General features: G+C 55.0%; 14 protein-coding genes and 1 other annotated feature. Of the genes, 4 read left to right on the forward strand and 10 right to left on the reverse strand.

The genetic code is table 11. The features are described 5' to 3' along the window. Positions 1-260: 260 nt before the first annotated feature. From clpB to rluD, 3 genes are all read right to left on the reverse strand, one after another. Positions 261-2,834 carry an ATP-dependent chaperone ClpB gene (clpB, locus tag WG891_RS24010; protein WP_337264790.1) on the reverse strand — a complete coding sequence of 858 codons (2,574 nt, stop codon included), beginning with the start codon at positions 2,832-2,834 and terminating at the stop codon, positions 261-263. Between the two features lie 130 nt (positions 2,835-2,964). Next, the gene (gene yfiH / locus WG891_RS24015) at positions 2,965-3,696 is read right to left on the reverse strand and encodes a purine nucleoside phosphorylase YfiH (protein ID WP_337264791.1); all 732 of its coding nucleotides are present in this window, start codon (positions 3,694-3,696) and stop codon (positions 2,965-2,967) included. Beyond that, on the reverse strand, positions 3,696-4,673 hold the full coding sequence (gene rluD, locus WG891_RS24020; protein WP_337264792.1) for a 23S rRNA pseudouridine(1911/1915/1917) synthase RluD: 978 nt from the start codon (positions 4,671-4,673) through the stop codon (positions 3,696-3,698). Before rluD ends, yfiH begins: the two co-directional genes overlap by 1 nt. A gap of 133 nt (positions 4,674-4,806) precedes the next feature. On the opposite strand from rluD, the gene bamD reads away from it, so the two are divergent. The 4 genes from bamD to pheA all read left to right on the forward strand — a co-directional run bounded on the left by bamD (position 4,807) and on the right by pheA (position 7,746). Continuing rightward, a complete protein-coding gene (bamD, locus tag WG891_RS24025) occupies positions 4,807-5,538 on the forward strand; it encodes an outer membrane protein assembly factor BamD (RefSeq protein WP_337264793.1) in 732 nt (243 codons plus the stop codon). A 292-nt stretch (positions 5,539-5,830) separates the two neighbouring features. Then, complete coding sequence (gene raiA, locus WG891_RS24030) at positions 5,831-6,169, forward strand: ribosome-associated translation inhibitor RaiA (RefSeq protein ID WP_076943310.1); 339 nt, start codon at positions 5,831-5,833, stop codon at positions 6,167-6,169. 126 nt (positions 6,170-6,295) lie between these two features. Beyond that, positions 6,296-6,422: a sequence feature (Phe leader region), on the forward strand. Continuing rightward, complete coding sequence (locus WG891_RS24035) at positions 6,297-6,344, forward strand: hypothetical protein (protein ID WP_197062210.1); 48 nt, start codon at positions 6,297-6,299, stop codon at positions 6,342-6,344. It overlaps the preceding feature by 48 nt. Positions 6,423-6,588: 166 nt before the next feature. Beyond that, entirely contained in the window at positions 6,589-7,746 is a 1,158-nt protein-coding gene (pheA, locus tag WG891_RS24040; RefSeq protein WP_337264794.1) for a bifunctional chorismate mutase/prephenate dehydratase, read from the forward strand. A gap of 72 nt (positions 7,747-7,818) precedes the next feature. Here the strand turns inward: pheA and gcvP are convergent, their stop codons facing one another. The 7 genes from gcvP to WG891_RS24075 form a co-directional block, all read right to left on the reverse strand. Next, positions 7,819-10,698: an aminomethyl-transferring glycine dehydrogenase gene (gcvP, locus tag WG891_RS24045; RefSeq protein ID WP_337264795.1), complete on the reverse strand. Its 2,880-nt coding sequence runs from the start codon at positions 10,696-10,698 to the stop codon at positions 7,819-7,821. 91 nt (positions 10,699-10,789) lie between these two features. Further along, on the reverse strand, positions 10,790-11,176 hold the full coding sequence (gene gcvH / locus WG891_RS24050) for a glycine cleavage system protein GcvH (protein ID WP_076943313.1): 387 nt from the start codon (positions 11,174-11,176) through the stop codon (positions 10,790-10,792). A gap of 29 nt (positions 11,177-11,205) precedes the next feature. Beyond that, positions 11,206-12,303: a glycine cleavage system aminomethyltransferase GcvT gene (gcvT, locus tag WG891_RS24055; protein WP_337264796.1), complete on the reverse strand. Its 1,098-nt coding sequence runs from the start codon at positions 12,301-12,303 to the stop codon at positions 11,206-11,208. A 546-nt stretch (positions 12,304-12,849) separates the two neighbouring features. Continuing rightward, positions 12,850-14,052, reverse strand: coding sequence for an FAD-dependent 2-octaprenylphenol hydroxylase (gene ubiI / locus WG891_RS24060; protein ID WP_337264797.1), 1,203 nt, complete (start codon positions 14,050-14,052; stop codon positions 12,850-12,852). Positions 14,053-14,097: 45 nt separating this feature from the next. After that, positions 14,098-15,276 (reverse strand): 2-octaprenyl-6-methoxyphenyl hydroxylase, encoded by a 1,179-nt coding sequence (ubiH, locus tag WG891_RS24065; protein WP_337264798.1) that lies wholly within the window; start codon positions 15,274-15,276, stop codon positions 14,098-14,100. Between the two features lies 1 nt (position 15,277). Then, on the reverse strand, positions 15,278-16,591 hold the full coding sequence (gene pepP, locus WG891_RS24070) for a Xaa-Pro aminopeptidase (protein WP_076943317.1): 1,314 nt from the start codon (positions 16,589-16,591) through the stop codon (positions 15,278-15,280). A 59-nt stretch (positions 16,592-16,650) separates the two neighbouring features. Then, positions 16,651-17,229: a YecA/YgfB family protein gene (locus tag WG891_RS24075; protein WP_337264799.1), complete on the reverse strand. Its 579-nt coding sequence runs from the start codon at positions 17,227-17,229 to the stop codon at positions 16,651-16,653. Positions 17,230-17,397 lie beyond the last annotated feature (168 nt).

The following is a 17,397-nucleotide window of genomic DNA, read 5'->3' on the forward strand; positions in this document are numbered from 1 at the left end:
GATTCTTCCTGGCTGGGCGACCTTGTCAGTCGTTGTTCCCGGTCAGTGGAGGCGCATTATAGGGAGTTCCGCGCCGGCCGCAACCCCTAAATTCAAAAAATGTTTCAAGCGTTCATAAAACAGACAAAAACATCCTTTAAAGGTGTTTATTAGCCAGAAAGAGACCGTTTTTAGCGAAAAAGGCACCAACCAAGCTAAACAAAAAGAAAGGGGGCGGTTCATACAGCACCGCCCACCTTTGCTACAAACACTGACAACACTTACTGCTTGGCAACAATATGCTCGTTTTCCACATCCAGCGTCACAGGTTTGCCCGGTATCAGTTTCCCAGAGAGGATTTGCTGCGCCAGCGGGTTTTCGATTTCCTGCTGGATAGCACGCTTCAATGGTCGAGCGCCATAAACCGGGTCGTAACCGGTTTTACCCAACAGCTCCAACGCCGGCTCAGTGATACTCACCTCATAACCACGCTCTTCCAGACGTTTGTATAGGCGAGCCAACTGAATCTTGGCAATCGCTGCAATATGTTTCTGGCCCAATGGATGGAACACCACCACTTCATCAATACGGTTGATGAATTCCGGGCGGAAATGATGGCTCACCATCTCCATAACCGATTCTTTCATCTGCGCATAGTTCATCTGGCCAAAATGTTCCTGAATCAGATCGGACCCCAGATTAGAGGTCATGATCACCACGGTGTTGCGGAAATCGACGGTGCGCCCTTGCCCATCCGTCAAGCGCCCATCATCCAACACCTGCAATAGAATGTTGAACACATCAGGATGTGCTTTTTCCACTTCATCGAGCAGAATCACCGAATAAGGCCGACGGCGTACCGCTTCCGTCAAATAGCCGCCCTCTTCATAACCGACATAACCTGGAGGTGCCCCAACCAGCCTTGAGACGGAGTGCTTCTCCATAAACTCGGACATATCGATACGCACCATGGCGTCATCACTGTCGAACAGGAATGAAGCCAGCGCTTTACACAGTTCCGTTTTACCTACCCCCGTTGGACCAAGGAACAGGAATGAGCCGATCGGCCGGTTCGGATCGGAAAGCCCAGCGCGACTACGACGAATGGCATTAGATACTGCAACCACGGCTTCGTCCTGCCCAATCACGCGCGAATGCAGCTCTTGCTCAAGACGCAACAGTTTGTCACGCTCACCTTCCAGCATTCTGGCGACCGGAATACCGGTAGCTTTTGCCAATACTTCGGCAATCTCCGCATCGGTAACACGATTACGCAGCAGCTTCATGGTCTTGCCTTCAGCCTGTGTTGCAGCAGCAAGCTGTTTTTCCAGTTCCGGAATTTTGCCGTACTGCAACTCAGACATACGGGCAAGATCGCCCAGGCGGCGGGCCTGCTCCAGGCTAATTTTGGCCTGCTCAAGCTCAGCTTTGATATTCTGCGTACCGGAAAGCGAGGCTTTCTCCGCTTTCCACTCTTCTTCCAGTTCAGAATATTCACGCTCTTTCTGTTCGAGTTCACTGCTCAGCATTTCCAGGCGTTTTTTACTGGCATCATCAGATTCTTTATTCAGCGCCTGCTGTTCCAGCTTCAGCTGGATGATACGGCGCTCCAGACGATCGAGCGATTCTGGTTTGGAGTCCATCTGCATACGAATGCTGGATGCCGCTTCATCGATCAGGTCAATGGCTTTATCCGGCAACTGGCGATCGGAAATATAACGATGCGACAAGGTCGCCGCAGCCACAATCGCCGGATCGGTAATCTGCACATGGTGATGCAGTTCATAACGCTCTTTCAATCCACGCAAAATGGCGATGGTATCTTCGACCGTCGGTTCTGCCACATAGACTTTCTGGAAGCGGCGCTCAAGCGCGGCATCCTTTTCTATATACTGACGATACTCATTCAGCGTGGTGGCACCCACGCAGTGCAGTTCTCCACGGGCCAGCGCTGGCTTGAGCATGTTGCCCGCATCCATCGCGCCGTCGGCCTTACCGGCACCGACCATCGTGTGCAGTTCGTCGATGAACAGAATGACGCTGCCTTCCTGCTTGGAGAGATCGCTCAACACCCCTTTCAGGCGTTCTTCAAACTCGCCGCGGTATTTTGCCCCAGCAATCAACGCGCCCATATCCAAAGAAAGTACACGCTTATGCTTGAGCCCTTCCGGCACTTCGCCATTAATGATGCGCTGCGCCAAACCTTCGACAATCGCCGTCTTACCGACGCCCGGTTCACCGATCAGAACAGGGTTATTTTTGGTACGGCGCTGCAATACCTGAATGGTACGACGGATCTCTTCATCGCGGCCGATGACCGGGTCAAGTTTACCCTGCTCAGCACGCTCGGTGAGATCGATAGTGTATTTCTTCAATGCCTGACGCTGATCTTCCGCACCTTGATCATCCACGCTGTCACCGCCTCGCATTTGTTCAATGGCTTTAGAGAGTTTATCCGCCGTTGCACCAGCTGCTTTCAGCAGATCGGTTAACGTACCGCGATCTTCAAGCACCGCCAGAACAAACAGTTCGGAAGAAATAAATTTGTCTGCACGTTTTTGCGCCAGCTTGTCGCACAGGTTGAGTACGCGCACCAGTTCGTGTGACGGTTGAACGTCACCACCAGTGCCTTCAACCTGCGGCAGACGGGTTAACGCCTGATCGATCTCGCTGCGCACACGCCCGGCGTCGATCCCGGCAGAAGTTAACAATGGGCGAACCGTGCCCCCATCCTGATTGAGCAATGCACTCATCAGATGTAACGGTTCGATAAATTGATTGTCGCGCCCTAGGGCCAAAGACTGGGCATCGGCGAGGGCAAGCTGGAATTTGTTGGTAAGACGATCCAGACGCATAACACCTCCAATATAGTGCAGAATTGCTACAGGAGATTAAATGAGGTCATCCCTCAAATTTTCAAGGTTATTCTGACACTATATTATTAGTACAACGTCATGCATCTGTGGATCGTCCTAGGGCAGTAGGTTATCTCACCCAGATCAAACTTGCCAGACGTCCGGTTACTCCATCGCGCCGATAGGAGAAAAAATGACTCATTTCGCTCACGGTACATCGATTTCCACCATAAATGGCGAAAATACCCGCACGCTGAAGGCGCTGACGCGCCAAAAGATAGATATCGGCGAGAAATTTATCGCCATGGGGAGTAAATGCTGAAGCCGCCGCAGTATCTGCGGCAATAAACGCCGCACGCACTTCTTCCCCCACTTCAAACTGCTGTGGGCCGATGGCCGGGCCAAGCCAGGCCGTGATTTTCCCCGGCGCAGCGGCAAAGTGTTCTATCGTACGCTCTAAGATGCCATTACAGAGCCCACGCCAGCCCGCATGAGCGGCGGCCACTTCATCACCGGCCTGTGAAGCAAACAGCACCGGCAGGCAATCCGCCGTCATCACCGCACACACCTGCCCAGCCACCCGGCTGTAAACCGCATCGGCACGCAAATCATCCGGCGTTTGCCCGTCCAACGTCAGGACTCGAGTTCCGTGCACTTGCTCTAGCCACAGCGGCATCTGCGGTAAACCCGCTCCTACCATCAGCCGTTGACGGTTATCAGCCACTGCCTGGGCATCGTCGCCCACATGAGCCCCCAGATTCAATGAATCGTAAGGCGGTAGGCTGCCCCCCCCATGACGGGTGGTACTGCAGGCCTTTACGCCTGCAGATATCGGCCAATCGGGCAAAATGAGCGCGTCCATTACCAATCCATTTGGTCTTTGAATTCTTCGGTATCCGCTTTCAGCGCCTCGATCAGCTCAACCATATCCTGCGGCAATGGCGCATGCCATTCCATCTGGATACCGCTGATGGGGTGATACAAACGCAGCATCGTGGCGTGCAATGCCTGACGATCAAACCCACGCAGGGTATTGATGAATGCCTCTGATGCCCCTTTTGGCGGGCGCGGACGGCCACCATACAGCGGGTCCCCCACCAGCGGGTGGTTGATGTGTGACATATGCACACGGATCTGGTGAGTTCGGCCGGTTTCCAGGCGCAGGCGCAGACGGGTATGCGCACGGAAATGTTCCATAATGCGGTAGTGCGTTACCGCCGGCTTCCCCATCGGGTGCACGGCCATATGGGTACGCTTGGTGGAATGGCGCGCGATCGGCTCTTCCACCGTGCCCCCCGCGGTCATGGTGCCAATCGCCACCGCTTCATATTCCCGGGTGATGTCACGCGCCTGCAGTGCTTCTACCAGGCGGGTTTGCGCCGGGACGGTTTTCGCTACCACCATCAGGCCGGTGGTATCTTTATCCAGGCGGTGCACAATACCGGCACGCGGCACATCGGCAATTTCCGGGTAATGATGCAGTAACGCATTGAGTACCGTGCCATCCGGGTTACCGGCACCCGGGTGGACGACCAGATCGCGAGGTTTGTTGATCACCAGAATATCGGCGTCTTCATAGACGATATCTAATGCAATATCCTGCGGCTCCCAACGGGCATCTTCTTCTATCTGTGCATCAATGGCGACCGTCTCTCCCCCCAGTACCTTCTCTTTCGGCTTGTTTACGGTTTTGCCATTGACCTGTACCCGATCTTCCAGGATCCAATCTTTTATGCGCGATCTGGAATAATCAGGGAACAATTCGGCCAAAGCCTGATCTAAACGTTGTCCGAGTTGAGTTTCGGCCACCGTTGCGGTGAGTTGTACTTGTTGTGCCATATGCAGCTTCTTTCGTTAACGTTGGGTTTTCACGGCGATGCCGTTTAATATAATGTGCTATTGTAACTGGTCTTTTGTCGGGAGCTTAACGGACAGTCTCCCGGAATAACACCCTGAGGATAATCAAAACGTCATGACGCGTATGAAATATCTGGTGGCGGCAGCCACGTTGAGCCTGGCGCTGGCTGGTTGCTCCACATCCAAGGATGCGGTTCCCGACAGCCCACCTTCGGAAATCTATGCTACTGCCCAGCAAAAACTGCAAGACGGTGACTTTAAGGGCGCGATTAAACAGCTTGAAGCGTTAGATAACCGCTATCCTTTCGGGCCGTACTCCCAGCAGGTCCAGTTGGATCTGATTTATGCCTACTATAAATCTGCCGATTTACCGTTGGCGCAGGCTTCTATCGATCGCTTTATGCGCTTGAACCCAACGCACCCGAACATTGATTACGTCATGTACATGCGCGGTTTGACGGATATGGCGTTGGATGACAGTGCGTTACAGGGCTTCTTCGGGGTTGACCGTTCTGACCGCGATCCGCAATATGCCCGCGCCGCATTCCGCGATTTCAGCCAGCTGCTTCAGCAGTATCCGAACAGCCAGTACGCCACTGATGCATACAAACGTCTGGTGTTCCTGAAAAACCGTCTGTCTAAGTATGAGCTTTCAGTGGCGGAATACTACACTAAACGCGGTGCTTACGTCGCGGTCGTTAATCGCGTTGAACAGATGATGCGTGAATTCCCGGACACTAAAGCGACCCATGATGCGTTACCGCTGATGGAAAATGCCTATCGTCAACTGGAGTTGAATGCTCAGGCTGACAAAGTGGCGAAAATCATCGCAGCCAACCCGGCGTAAGCTTTCAGGTAGTCACAGAAATAAAAAACGGCAGCTTCGGCTGCCGTTTCCATTTGCGGTAAATCCACAAGCAAAAACACAATGTTAACAACCTTTTGCTGCTTGTTAACCTATCAATAATGCGCGTTCTGTCAGTAAGACTCAAGTGTTAGATAGCGGTTTCAGAGCCTAAATCACAGATTGCATTAACTTTGCAAAAAGTGACAAAAATACGTGATTTCTCTCACCCATTTCAGCAAAAAGCGAGTTATGCTGAACATATCCAAGACGGAAAGACAAAGAGGTAAGTTATATGACAATCAACATTACCAGCAAACACATGGATATCACCCCCGCAATCCGTAGTCACGTCGAAGACCGTCTCACCAAACTGGATAAATGGCAGGCTCAACTGATTAACCCGCATATTGTTTTATCCAAAGAACCTAAAGGGTTTGCCGTAGACGCAACCATTACCACCCCTAACGGCCCGCTGGTTGCCAGCGCAAAACATGAAGACATGTACACCGCCGTTAATGACCTGATCGCCAAACTTGAGCGTCAGCTGAACAAAGTGCAGCACAAGAGCGAAGCGCGCCGCGCATACGCTAGTGTGAAAGACATTGCTCCGGAAGTGATCCCGGAAGAGTAATCGCCTTTTCATGGTTGTTTTTCATCAAACGCGCCCTCGGGCGCGTTTTTTGATTACCGGTTTTTATTGACACAGAGAAAAGCCAGCGGTTACCTTAAAACCTGATGCATAGCGATTTTGGACAACAATGACTCGTAAACCGTTTTTCTTCGCATTCTTTTTTACCTTCCCCTGATTGGGAGGCGTTTCGTCGTGTGATAAAGAATGCGAAGACGAACAACCAAGCCTCCTGAAAACAGGGGGCTTTTTTTATGGCTATTTAACGACTTTACCCAAAATAATTCGCGTTGCCTGTAGGCGGCAACTGAGTGAAACCCTAGGGGCATAGATAAGCTCTGTGACTAGGGTGAACGAAGGCAGCCAACCCCCAAGCAGCTTGAAGTATGAAGGGTATATAAGAACACAAGGCAAAGCTGATTATGACTGACAACCCGTTACTCGTGCTGCGCGAACGCATCAGCGCACTGGATCTGAAACTGCTGGCACTGCTGGCAGAGCGTCGTGAGCTGGCGGTGGAGGTGGGCAAAACCAAGCTGCACTCACACCGGCCAATCCGCGATAAAGAACGTGAACGCGACCTGCTGGATGCGCTGATTAGCGCCGCCAAACCTTATGACCTTGACGGTTTTTACGTCACCCGCCTGTTTCAGCTCATCATTGAAGACTCTGTGCTCACGCAACAGGCCCTGTTACAGCATCAGCTTAACCAAATCAGCCAGCACTCTGCGCGCGTTGCTTTCCTCGGCCCCAAAGGGTCTTACTCGCACCTTGCGGCACGCCAATACGGCGCTCGCCACTTCGATCAACTCATCGAATGCGGCTGCCAGAAATTCCAGGATATCTTTACCCAAGTTGAAACCGGCCAGGCGGATTACGCCATTCTGCCAATCGAAAACACCAGCTCTGGTTCAATCAACGATGTGTACGACCTGCTGCAACACACCAGTCTGTCGATCGTCGGGGAACTCACGTTACCGATCGATCACTGCGTACTGGTTGCTGACGCAACCGATCTGAACCAGATCGAGATCGTTTACAGCCATCCACAACCTTTCCAGCAGTGCAGCCAGTTTATTAATCGTTATCCACATTGGAAAATCGAATATTGCGAAAGCACCGCTGCCGCCATGGAAAAAGTGGCCAAACTGAATTCACCAAAGGCGGCGGCATTGGGCAGCGAAGCCGGTGGTGCGCTGTACCAACTGCAGGTCCTTGAGCACAATCTGGCTAACCAGCAGCAGAACATTACCCGGTTCATCGTGCTGGCACGCAAAGCGATCGAAGTCTCAGAACAGGTTCCCGCCAAAACCACGCTGATCATGGCCACCGGCCAACAGTCAGGTGCACTGGTAGAAGCTTTGTTGGTGCTGCGTGACAACGGCATCATCATGACCAAGCTGGAATCACGCCCGATCAACGGCAACCCGTGGGAAGAGATGTTTTATATTGATGTACAGGCCAACCTGCGCTCTGAATCCATGCAGAAAGCCTTGAAAGATCTGACGCCAATCACCCGTTCATTGAAGGTGCTAGGGTGCTATCCGAGCGAAAATGTGGTGCCGGTAAACCCATCTTAAGACCAAAAATTCCAGGTATAAAAAACCCCCGCATCATGCGGGGGCCCTTGAGCATAAACCTGGCTGATTGTGTTACTGGTATTCGCTCATCGGGACGCAAGAACAGAACAGATTACGATCGCCATAAACGTCATCAAGGCGTTTCACGCTCGGCCAGTACTTGTTTTCACGCACACCCGCCACCGGGAATACCGCCAGTTCACGGCTGTAAGCATGCTGCCAGTCGCTGACCAGTTCGGCCTGAATATGCGGCGCATTCACCAGTGGGTTATCGTCCAACGGCCATTCGCCTTTGTGCACCCGGTCGATCTCGCTGCGAATCGCCAGCATCGCGTCAATAAAGCGATCGAGCTCTGCTTTGCTTTCCGACTCGGTCGGTTCCACCATCAGCGTCCCCGCGACCGGGAACGACATGGTAGGCGCGTGGAAACCGTAATCGATCAGGCGTTTGGCGATATCCATTTCGCTGATGCCGGTCTGTTCTTTTAACGGACGGATATCCAGAATACATTCGTGCGCCACGCGGTGATCGCGGCCAGTATACAGCACCGGATAAGCCTCTTTCAGGCGGGTTGCGATGTAGTTGGCATTCAGGATCGCCACCTGGCTGGCCTGCTTCAGGCCTTCCGCCCCCATCATGCGGATATACATCCAGCTGATAGGGAGGATAGAAGCACTGCCGAACGGTGCGGCAGACACCGCGCCCTGCTGCGTGGTCACACCGTCGATCTGCACCACGCTGTGGCCCGGAACGAAGGGGGCCAAATGCGCTTTAACGCCGATGGGCCCCATACCTGGGCCACCACCGCCGTGTGGAATACAGAAGGTTTTATGCAGGTTAAGGTGCGACACATCGGCACCGATGTAGCCCGGCGTAGTAATGCCCACCTGAGCGTTCATATTGGCACCGTCGAGATACACCTGCCCGCCGAACTGATGCACAATCTGGCACACTTCACGGATGGTTTCTTCATACACGCCGTGAGTTGACGGGTAGGTCACCATGATGCACGAGAGCTCATCCCCGGCCTGCTCCGCCTTCATTCGCAGATCGTGCAGATCGATGTTGCCGTTCTTATCGCAGGCCACCACCACCACGCTCATGCCCGCCATCTGGGCAGAGGCCGGGTTGGTGCCGTGTGCGGAACTTGGGATCAGGCAGATATGACGGCTCGCTTCGTTGCGGCTTTCGTGATAACGGCGGATCGCCAGCAAACCGGCATATTCACCCTGGGCACCGGAGTTGGGCTGCATGCATACCGCATCATAGCCGGTCAGTTGCACCAGCCATTGCGAGAGTTGGCCAATCATCTGCTGATAACCAGCGGCCTGCTCTGGCGGGCAGAACGGATGCAGTTCAGCAAATTCAGGCCAGGTGATCGGGATCATTTCCGCCGCGGCATTCAGCTTCATGGTGCAGGAGCCGAGCGGGATCATCGCCTGATTCAGCGCCAAATCTTTGCGCTCCAGGCGATGCATGTAGCGCATCATCTCGGTTTCGCTGTGGTAACGGTTGAATACCGGATGAGTGAGGATCGGATCTTTACGCAGCATCGCCGCCGGGATTGATGCGCTACCGTTGCTGACTACCGCGTCCAACGCATCGATATCCAACCCATGGTTATCCCCCGCCAGCACGGCAAACAGCGCCTGCACGTCTTCGCGCGAAGTGGCTTCGTCCAGCGTGATGCCCACTGCGCCGTGAATATCGGTGCGCAGGTTAATACCGAAGCTTAATGCTCGCTCCAGCACTGCGGCTTTGTCTTTCACTTCCACGGTCAGAGTATCGAACCAGGTTTTGTGGCGCAGTGGCAAGCCCGCCTGTTGCAGGCCTGCGGCCAGAATATCGGTCAGGCGGTGGATGCGCCCGGCGATACGCTGTAGCCCCTGTGGGCCATGGTACACCGCATACAGGCTGGCGATATTGGCCAGCAGCACCTGCGAAGTACAGATATTCGAGTTCGCCTTTTCACGGCGGATATGTTGCTCACGGGTCTGCATCGCCATGCGCAGCGCGGTATTACCGCCAGCGTCACGGGAAACACCGATGATCCGGCCCGGCATTGAGCGTTTGAATTCGTCACGGCAGGCGAAGAACGCCGCGTGTGGGCCACCATAGCCCATCGGCACGCCAAAACGTTGTGCGGAACCAAACACCACGTCTGCGCCCTGTTTGCCCGGAGCAGTCAACAGCACCAGCGCCATGATATCGGCCGCCATGCTGGTAATGATTTTACGGTTCTTCAGTTCAGCCAGCAAAACGCTGTAATCGTGCAGTTCCCCGGTGGTGCCCACCTGCTGCAGCAGAACGCCGAACACGCCTTGCAGCTCCAGCACTTTCGCAGGTTTATCGACGATCACTTCAAAACCGAAGGTTTCGGCACGGGTGCGCACCACGTCCAGCGTTTGCGGATGTACATCGTCGGCCACAAAGAAACGGTTAGCGTCCTTCAGCTTGCTGGCGCGTTTGGCCAATGCCATCGCTTCTGCGGCGGCGGTGGCTTCATCAAGTAGTGAGGCAGAAGCCAGGTCCAGCCCGGTCAGATCGAGCGTCACGGTCTGGAAATTGAGCAGCGCCTCGAGGCGGCCCTGCGATACTTCTGGCTGATAAGGAGTATAAGCGGTGTACCAGCCCGGGTTTTCCAGCATATTGCGCAGGATCACCGGCGGCGTCAGCACCGCGCTGTAGCCCATACCGATGTAGGATTTATAACGCTGATTTTGCGCCGCAATCGCCTTCAGTTCGGCCAATGCCTGATGTTCAGTAACCGCATCCCCCACCGGCGGTGGCCCAGGCAGTTGAATATCTGCCGGCACAATCTGTTGGATAAGCGCGCTGAGCGTGCGTGCCCCCACCACGTCCAGCATCTGCTGCTGTTGCTGTGCAGAAGGGCCGATATGGCGTTCAATAAACGCTTCGCTGTGTTCAAGTTGGCTGAGTGTCTGGGTCATTGCTACAAATTCCTGAATGCTTGCGAGGTACGGGATAGAGCCTGAACTGCAAAACGCCCCGCTGTGAGTCACATGCGGGGCGTTGAACTGATTACTCGTCGATGGAGGCTTGGTATGCATCAGCATCTAGCAGGCTATCTAGCTCTGCTTCGTCAGATGCCTTGATACGGAACAACCAGCCATCGCCATACGGCTCGCTGTTAACCATCTCTGGAGAGGCATCCAGCTCACCGTTGACGGCAATGATTTCACCGCTGATTGGCGCATAAATATCTGAAGCTGCCTTCACGGACTCTGCAACGGCGCAGTCATCACCGGCAGAAACGGTCGTGCCGACTTCCGGCAGATCGACAAAGACCATGTCACCCAGCAATTCCTGTGCGTGTTCGGTAATACCCACCACATATTCGCCGTTACCTTCATCACGCACCCACTCATGGGATGCGGCGTATTTCAGTTCTGATGGCACATTACTCATTAGCCTGCTACTCCTTCGAAAAATAAAAACTAATTGATCACCGATTTACCAGCGCGCACAAAACCGGGCTTAGTCACTTTTACTGGCATTTCCCGGTTGCGGATCTGTACCACCGCCTGCTCGCCGATACCGGCAGGCACGCGCGCCAGCGCAATACTAAAACCCAGGGTTGGTGAGAAAGAGCCGCTGGTGATCACCCCTTCATGCACCCGCCCGGTTGCATCGGTGAAACGCACCGGCAACTCATTACGTAATACGCCTTTTTCCGTCATGATCAAGCCAACCAGTTGTTCCGTGCCCTTTTCACGCTGCTGTTCCAACGCCTCACGGCCAATAAATGGGCGATCCTGCGGTTCCCAGGCGATGGTCCAGCCCATATTGGCCGCCAGCGGCGAAACCCCCTCGTCCATTTCCTGCCCGTACAGGTTCATACCGGCTTCCAGGCGCAGGGTATCGCGCGCCCCCAGCCCGGCGGGCTTAACGCCTGCGGCCAGCAGTTGCTGCCAGAAGCTGGCCGCCTGCTGTTTTGGCAGAGCAATTTCATAGCCTGCTTCACCGGTGTAACCGGTGGTGGCGATAAACAGATCCCCGGCCTGCACACCAAAGAAGGGTTTCATGCCCTCCACTGCCTGCTTTTGTTGCGGGGTAAATAAGGTGGCGGCGCGTTCTTTGGCCTGCGGGCCTTGCACCGCGATCAGCGCCAGATCGTCACGCACCGTCAGTTCGACGCCGTAGGGCGCAGCATGCTGTTCGATCCAGGCTAAGTCTTTGTCGCGCGTGGCGGAATTCACCACCAGGCGGAAATAGTCTTCGGTAAAGAAGTAAACGATCAGATCGTCAATCACGCCGCCGGACGCATTCAGCATGCCGCTGTACAGTGCTTTACCGGGTTGAGTGAGCTTGGCGACATCGTTCGCCAGCAGGTAGCGCAGGAATTCACGGGTGCGGGCACCGTGCAGATCCACGATGGTCATGTGGGAAACATCAAACATGCCCGCATCCTGGCGCACGTTGTGGTGCTCATCAAGCTGAGAACCGTAATGCAGCGGCATCATCCAGCCATGAAAATCGACCATGCGCGCACCGCACGCCAGGTGCTGATCGTACAGTGGGGTTTGCTTTGCCATCTTTTCCCTCTTTCCACTCAAAAAGCCGAAGACAGGGTGTTGCTACGCAATAAGGCAGTGTGGCTCGTGGAACATCTCACGGGCCTGATTACGCGGCGCACGCTGACTGCTCAATACACATTACCGTGCTGGCATAGCTCGCAAACCAGCACAGCGCAAACGATACCTTTACCTTGAACTTACCACTGAACGGGGGCGTTAACCATAAGTTAAAATATACCCAACCGCACTCAAGCGTAGTCAATTGCCGCGCTAGTGTGCAGAGTTTTTCACTGGAAAAATGCGCCTAAAGGCACAAAATTAACAATTGAAGCGGCAAACATCCGAAATTATATAACAAAAAAGCGGTTGGCCGGGCGCTTTCGGCTTTTCAATGCCAGCCATGAAATTAGAAAAAGTAATGATTAAAACCAACTGGAATTAGAATTTCTCAAATGAAGGGTGGGATAAGAAAAAACGATGGTTGCCTCAACTAGCAGATTTTAATGCGAGGAAATAACGAAAGGGGAAACTAAAGAGGCCAGCACACTGGCCTCGGTATAAAGGTTATAGCAACCACTCAGGCAAGTCGTTCAACCCCATCGCCTGACGCACCAACTTAGGCTTCACGCCCGGCAGGCTATCTGCCAAGCGCAGGCCGACGTCGCGCAGCAGTTTTTTGGCTGGGTTGTTGCCGGCAAACAGCTCGCGGAACCCCTGCATGCTGGCCAGCATCACCGCCGCGCCATGCTTGCGGCGGCGCTCATAGCGGCGCAGATACAGGTGCTGGCCGAGATCTTTGCCCTGACGCTGCAAGCGTTTCAGTTCAGATATCAGTTCGGCTGCGTCCATAAAGCCCAGATTCACCCCTTGCCCAGCCAGTGGATGCACGGTATGCGCCGCATCCCCCACCAGCGCCAGACGATGGGCGGCAAAGCTGCGGGCATAACGCCCGGTGAGTGGGAAGGTCAGGCGTTCACTTTCCAACTGGCAGTTGCCCAAGCGCATATCGAAAGTCATCGCCAACTCGCGATTAAAGGCCGCGGGTTCCAGTTGCTTCAGCCTTTCAGCGGCTTCTGGTGCCACCGACCAGACGATGGAGCTTAAATGCGGATCGTTAAATGGCAGGAAAGCCAGAATGCCGTCACCGTGGAAAATCTGGCGTGCCGTCGCTAAATGCGGTTCTTCGGTGCGAATAGTCGCCACCAGCGCGCTGTGGCGATAATCCCAGAAGGTCAGCGGAATATCGGCGTGCTGGCGCAGCCAGGAATTGGCACCATCAGCCCCCACCACCAGGCGGGCAGTCAACATGCGGCCATCTTCCAGCGTGATAAAGGCATCATTCTCGCCCCACGCCACCTGTTTCAGCGCCGCTGGCGCGATCAACGTGACGTCGGCCAAGGTTTGCGCCTTTTTCCATAGCGCCTGCTGGATCACTTCATTTTCAATAATATGGCCCAAATGGCTGAAACCATATTCGTCGCCGCGAAAGGCGATCTTGCCGAAACTGTCCCGATCCCACACTTCCATCGCGTTATATGGGCTAGCGCGCAGATTGAGAATGTCATCCCACACGCCAATCTGTTGCAGCAAGCGTTCGCTGGCAGCGTTAATGGCGGAGACGCGCAGCGCCGGTTGTGCCTGCAACGGCGAGTTTTCCGGCTGCCGCTGTTCCAGCACCGCCACGCGCAGGCCGCTGCCCTGCAAGCCGCAGGCCAACGCCAATCCCACCATACCGCCACCGGCGATAATCACATCAAATGATTGCATGCTGCTTGAATTCCTTAAATTAGCGGACGTCCAAAAAAGGGATATTTAGCGCTCAACCCAGCCTAAAGTACGTTTGGCAAAAGCATCACGCACTGCCGGTAACTGCTCCATCGCCATCAGCCCCAGATTACGCCCGGCCACCAACGGCGCATAGTCGTTGGCAAACAGGCGGATCAAACCGTCGGTCACGCCGATCGTCGCCTGCTGATCCTGTTGCCGCCGTTGCTGATAGCGGCCCAAGAGCGCATAAGCCCCCAGATCTTCACCAGCCAGTGCCCCTTCTGCCAGCGTTTCTGCCAGCGACATCACATCGCGCAGGCCCAAGTTAAAGCCCTGCCCGGCGATCGGGTGCAGCGTCTGCGCCGCATTCCCCACCAGCGCCAAACGGTGGCTGACATGCTGATTCGCCGTTAGCAGGCTGAGGGGGTAACTGTGGCGCTTGCCTGCTTTCAGCATCTTGCCCAGCCGCCAGCCGAATGCCTGCTGTAATTCAGCGAGAAAACGCGCGTCATCCCAGCGATCCACCTGCGCACGATCTTCTTTGGCGTGGCACCACACCAGCGAGCTACGCCCCTGTGACATCGGCAGCAACGCCAATGGCCCGAAGCGGGTAAAACGCTCAAAGGCTCGGCCCTGCGGCGCTTGCGAGGTGGTGACATTGGCGATGGTCGCAAACTGCGGGTAATCACGTTGCTGCCACTGCACATTACAGGCCTGCGCCAATGCCGAGCGCGAGCCGTCCGCCGCAACCAGCAGTTGCCCGCTCAAGCGCCGCCCATTGTCTAACTGCACTTCCGCCTGAGTCAGCGTACGCAACACATCAATCACTTTGGCCGGGCAATGCAGCGTAACGCCGGGGGCTTTCGCCAGCAGCGCAAACAGCCGCTGCCCGGCATCGTGCAACTCAATCACCTGCCCTAACGCATCAACCCGATAATCCTGCGCGTAGAGATTCACAAACCCAGCATGGCCGCGATCGCTGACATGTACATGAGTAATCGGCGTGGCGCAATCGCGCAACGCAGGCCAGATGCCGATGCGCGCCAACTGCTGGCAGGTTCCCTGTGCCAGAGCGATGGCTCGGGCGTCGAAACCAGGGTGTGTACGATCGTCGGGCCGCGTTGCCTCAACCAGATCGACCGCCACCTTGCCTTGAGTCAGGGATGAAATCGCCAGCGCCAGCGTTGCACCCGCCATCCCGCCGCCAACAATAATGATGCTCATGCTATCTGGCCGCCGCCATCAGGGCTTCGATCGCATCGGCGTCCTTCACCACGCTGGCGGTGAGATTCTCATTGCCGTCTTGGGTAATCAGGATGTCATCTTCAATACGGATACCGATACCACGGTACTCCTGCGGCACGTCGGCATCTGGCGCGATATACAGACCAGGCTCGACCGTCAGCACCATGCCCGGCTCCAGAATGCGGTCACGGCTTGGGGAGCCGTAGTGACCAACGTCATGCACATCCAACCCCAGCCAGTGGCTCAGGCCATGCATAAAGAACGGGCGATGCGCCTGCTCGGCAACCAGATGCTCTACCTCGCCCTTCAGCACACCCAAATCAACCAGGCCAGCGATCATAATGCGCACCACCTGATCGTTCACCTCACGGATGCTAATCCCCGGTTTGAACATCTCTAAAGCACGGTTGATCGACGCCAGCACAATGTCATATACCGCACGCTGCGGTTTGCTGAATTTGCCGTTTACCGGGAAAGTACGAGTGATATCACCGGCGTAGCCACGATATTCACAGCCAGCGTCGATCAGCACCAGATCGCCGTCGCGCATTTCGCATTCGTTCTCGGTGTAATGCAGGATACAGCCATTCTCACCGCTGCCGACGATGGTGTTGTAAGAGGGGTAACGCGCGCCGAGGCGGCCGAATTCGTGCAGAATTTCCGCTTCCAGTTGGTATTCAAACATTCCGGGGCGGCACTTTTCCATGGCGCGGGTGTGGGCCAGTGCGCTGATCTCACCGGCGCGGCGCATCACGGCCAGTTCTTCCGGCGATTTAAACAGGCGCATTTCATGCAGCCACGGGCGGTAATCGGTCACGCTCGCCGGGGCTTGCAGGTTCTGGCGGAAGCCTTTGCGTAGTTTATCCAACGCTGCAAACAGGATCTCATCCGCATAAGCGTATTGCCCCTGCGCGTGGTACACCACGTCGAGGCCGTTAAGCAACAGGTGCAACTGATCATTGATCTCGTTAAATGCCAAGGCGCGATCCACGCCCAGTTTCGCCGGCGCGGCCTCTTGCCCGAGGCGGCGGCCAAACCAGATTTCTGCCGTCAGATCCCGTACCCGGTTGAACAGGACGCTGTGATTATGGGTCTCATCGCTTTTCACCAGAATCAACGCGGCTTCCGGCTCATTAAAACCGGTCAGATACCAGAAATCACTGTTCTGGCGATAGGGGTATTCAGAATCTGCACTGCGTGTCGCTTCCGGGGCGGCGAAAATAACCGCTGCGCTGCCCGGTGCCATTTTCGCCAACAGCGCCTGACGGCGGTTGTGAAATTCCTGCTGAGTCATTCACCTTCTCCTGAAATCGGTTGAGCTGTGCTGATGAACTACCGCGCTGAACGGCGCAATCAATGTAATGTCGGTTTGTTAACTTCCGGTGCCGTCTGCTTGTGACGGGTAAACTCGGTATGGCAGAGGATGGCGACGACGCGCACATACTCCACCACTTCTTCCAACGACTGCTCCAACTCTTCCTGATCTTCGTCTTCGTCATAGCCCAGTTGAGCGATGTTGCGCAGATCGTCGATCGCCTCACCCACTTCATCTTTCACCTGCGCCAGTTTTGGCTGCATCATGCCCAATCCCAGCAAGAAATGGTTCACCCACCCCGCCAGTGCGTCGGCACGCTCAAACACGCTGACCGTGTCACCTTCCGGCATCAGCAACTGGAACATAAACTCATCGTCTTCCAGCGTATCGCGAGTCGCTTCATGCAGTTGCTGTAACGGCACACCCAGCGTCTGCGGGAAAGCCACACCTTCGTTGGTCAGTTCAAACACCAGCGTCTGCCAACTGGCATCGTGGTTGCCACCGCACAGCAGGCCGCTGATCAGGCCATGCATTTCTGCGGCCGTTAAGGCTACCGACTGCTGGTTGAGAGCAACGGTCAAAGATTGGTAACTTGGAAATGTATTCTGTATGGACATGCGCATTCGTCGTCGTTGGCAGGATAAGTTCGTGTTATGCTACCACCAAGGTCCGTCGCTATACCAGTTGAGCACAACACCTCAGTGGCGCGTTATAGTCGTGGCGTTTTAACCTATCGACCAGGCAAAATGGCGGTAAGTACGCATTTTGAAACCCTTTTTTGTCTG

Source organism: Serratia sp. MMO-28, assembly GCF_037199905.1.
Classification (GTDB): Bacteria; Pseudomonadota; Gammaproteobacteria; order Enterobacterales; family Enterobacteriaceae; genus Chania; species Chania oryzae.

What these genes read in the sequence shown, in the direction of transcription:
- gcvH (WP_076943313.1), bottom strand. Translation starts at nt 11,176, where the DNA reads ATGAGTAATGTGCCATCAGAACTGAAATACGCCGCATCCCATGAGTGG.
- pheA (WP_337264794.1), top strand. Translation starts at nt 6,589, where the DNA reads ATGACTGACAACCCGTTACTCGTGCTGCGCGAACGCATCAGCGCACTG.
- rluD (WP_337264792.1), bottom strand. Translation starts at nt 4,673, where the DNA reads ATGGCACAACAAGTACAACTCACCGCAACGGTGGCCGAAACTCAACTC.
- gcvT (WP_337264796.1), bottom strand. Translation starts at nt 12,303, where the DNA reads ATGGCAAAGCAAACCCCACTGTACGATCAGCACCTGGCGTGCGGTGCG.
- gcvP (WP_337264795.1), bottom strand. Translation starts at nt 10,698, where the DNA reads ATGACCCAGACACTCAGCCAACTTGAACACAGCGAAGCGTTTATTGAA.
- pepP (WP_076943317.1), bottom strand. Translation starts at nt 16,591, where the DNA reads ATGACTCAGCAGGAATTTCACAACCGCCGTCAGGCGCTGTTGGCGAAA.
- yfiH (WP_337264791.1), bottom strand. Translation starts at nt 3,696, where the DNA reads ATGGACGCGCTCATTTTGCCCGATTGGCCGATATCTGCAGGCGTAAAG.
- WG891_RS24075 (WP_337264799.1), bottom strand. Translation starts at nt 17,229, where the DNA reads ATGTCCATACAGAATACATTTCCAAGTTACCAATCTTTGACCGTTGCT.
- ubiH (WP_337264798.1), bottom strand. Translation starts at nt 15,276, where the DNA reads ATGAGCATCATTATTGTTGGCGGCGGGATGGCGGGTGCAACGCTGGCG.
- ubiI (WP_337264797.1), bottom strand. Translation starts at nt 14,052, where the DNA reads ATGCAATCATTTGATGTGATTATCGCCGGTGGCGGTATGGTGGGATTG.
- clpB (WP_337264790.1), bottom strand. Translation starts at nt 2,834, where the DNA reads ATGCGTCTGGATCGTCTTACCAACAAATTCCAGCTTGCCCTCGCCGAT.
- raiA (WP_076943310.1), top strand. Translation starts at nt 5,831, where the DNA reads ATGACAATCAACATTACCAGCAAACACATGGATATCACCCCCGCAATC.
- bamD (WP_337264793.1), top strand. Translation starts at nt 4,807, where the DNA reads ATGACGCGTATGAAATATCTGGTGGCGGCAGCCACGTTGAGCCTGGCG.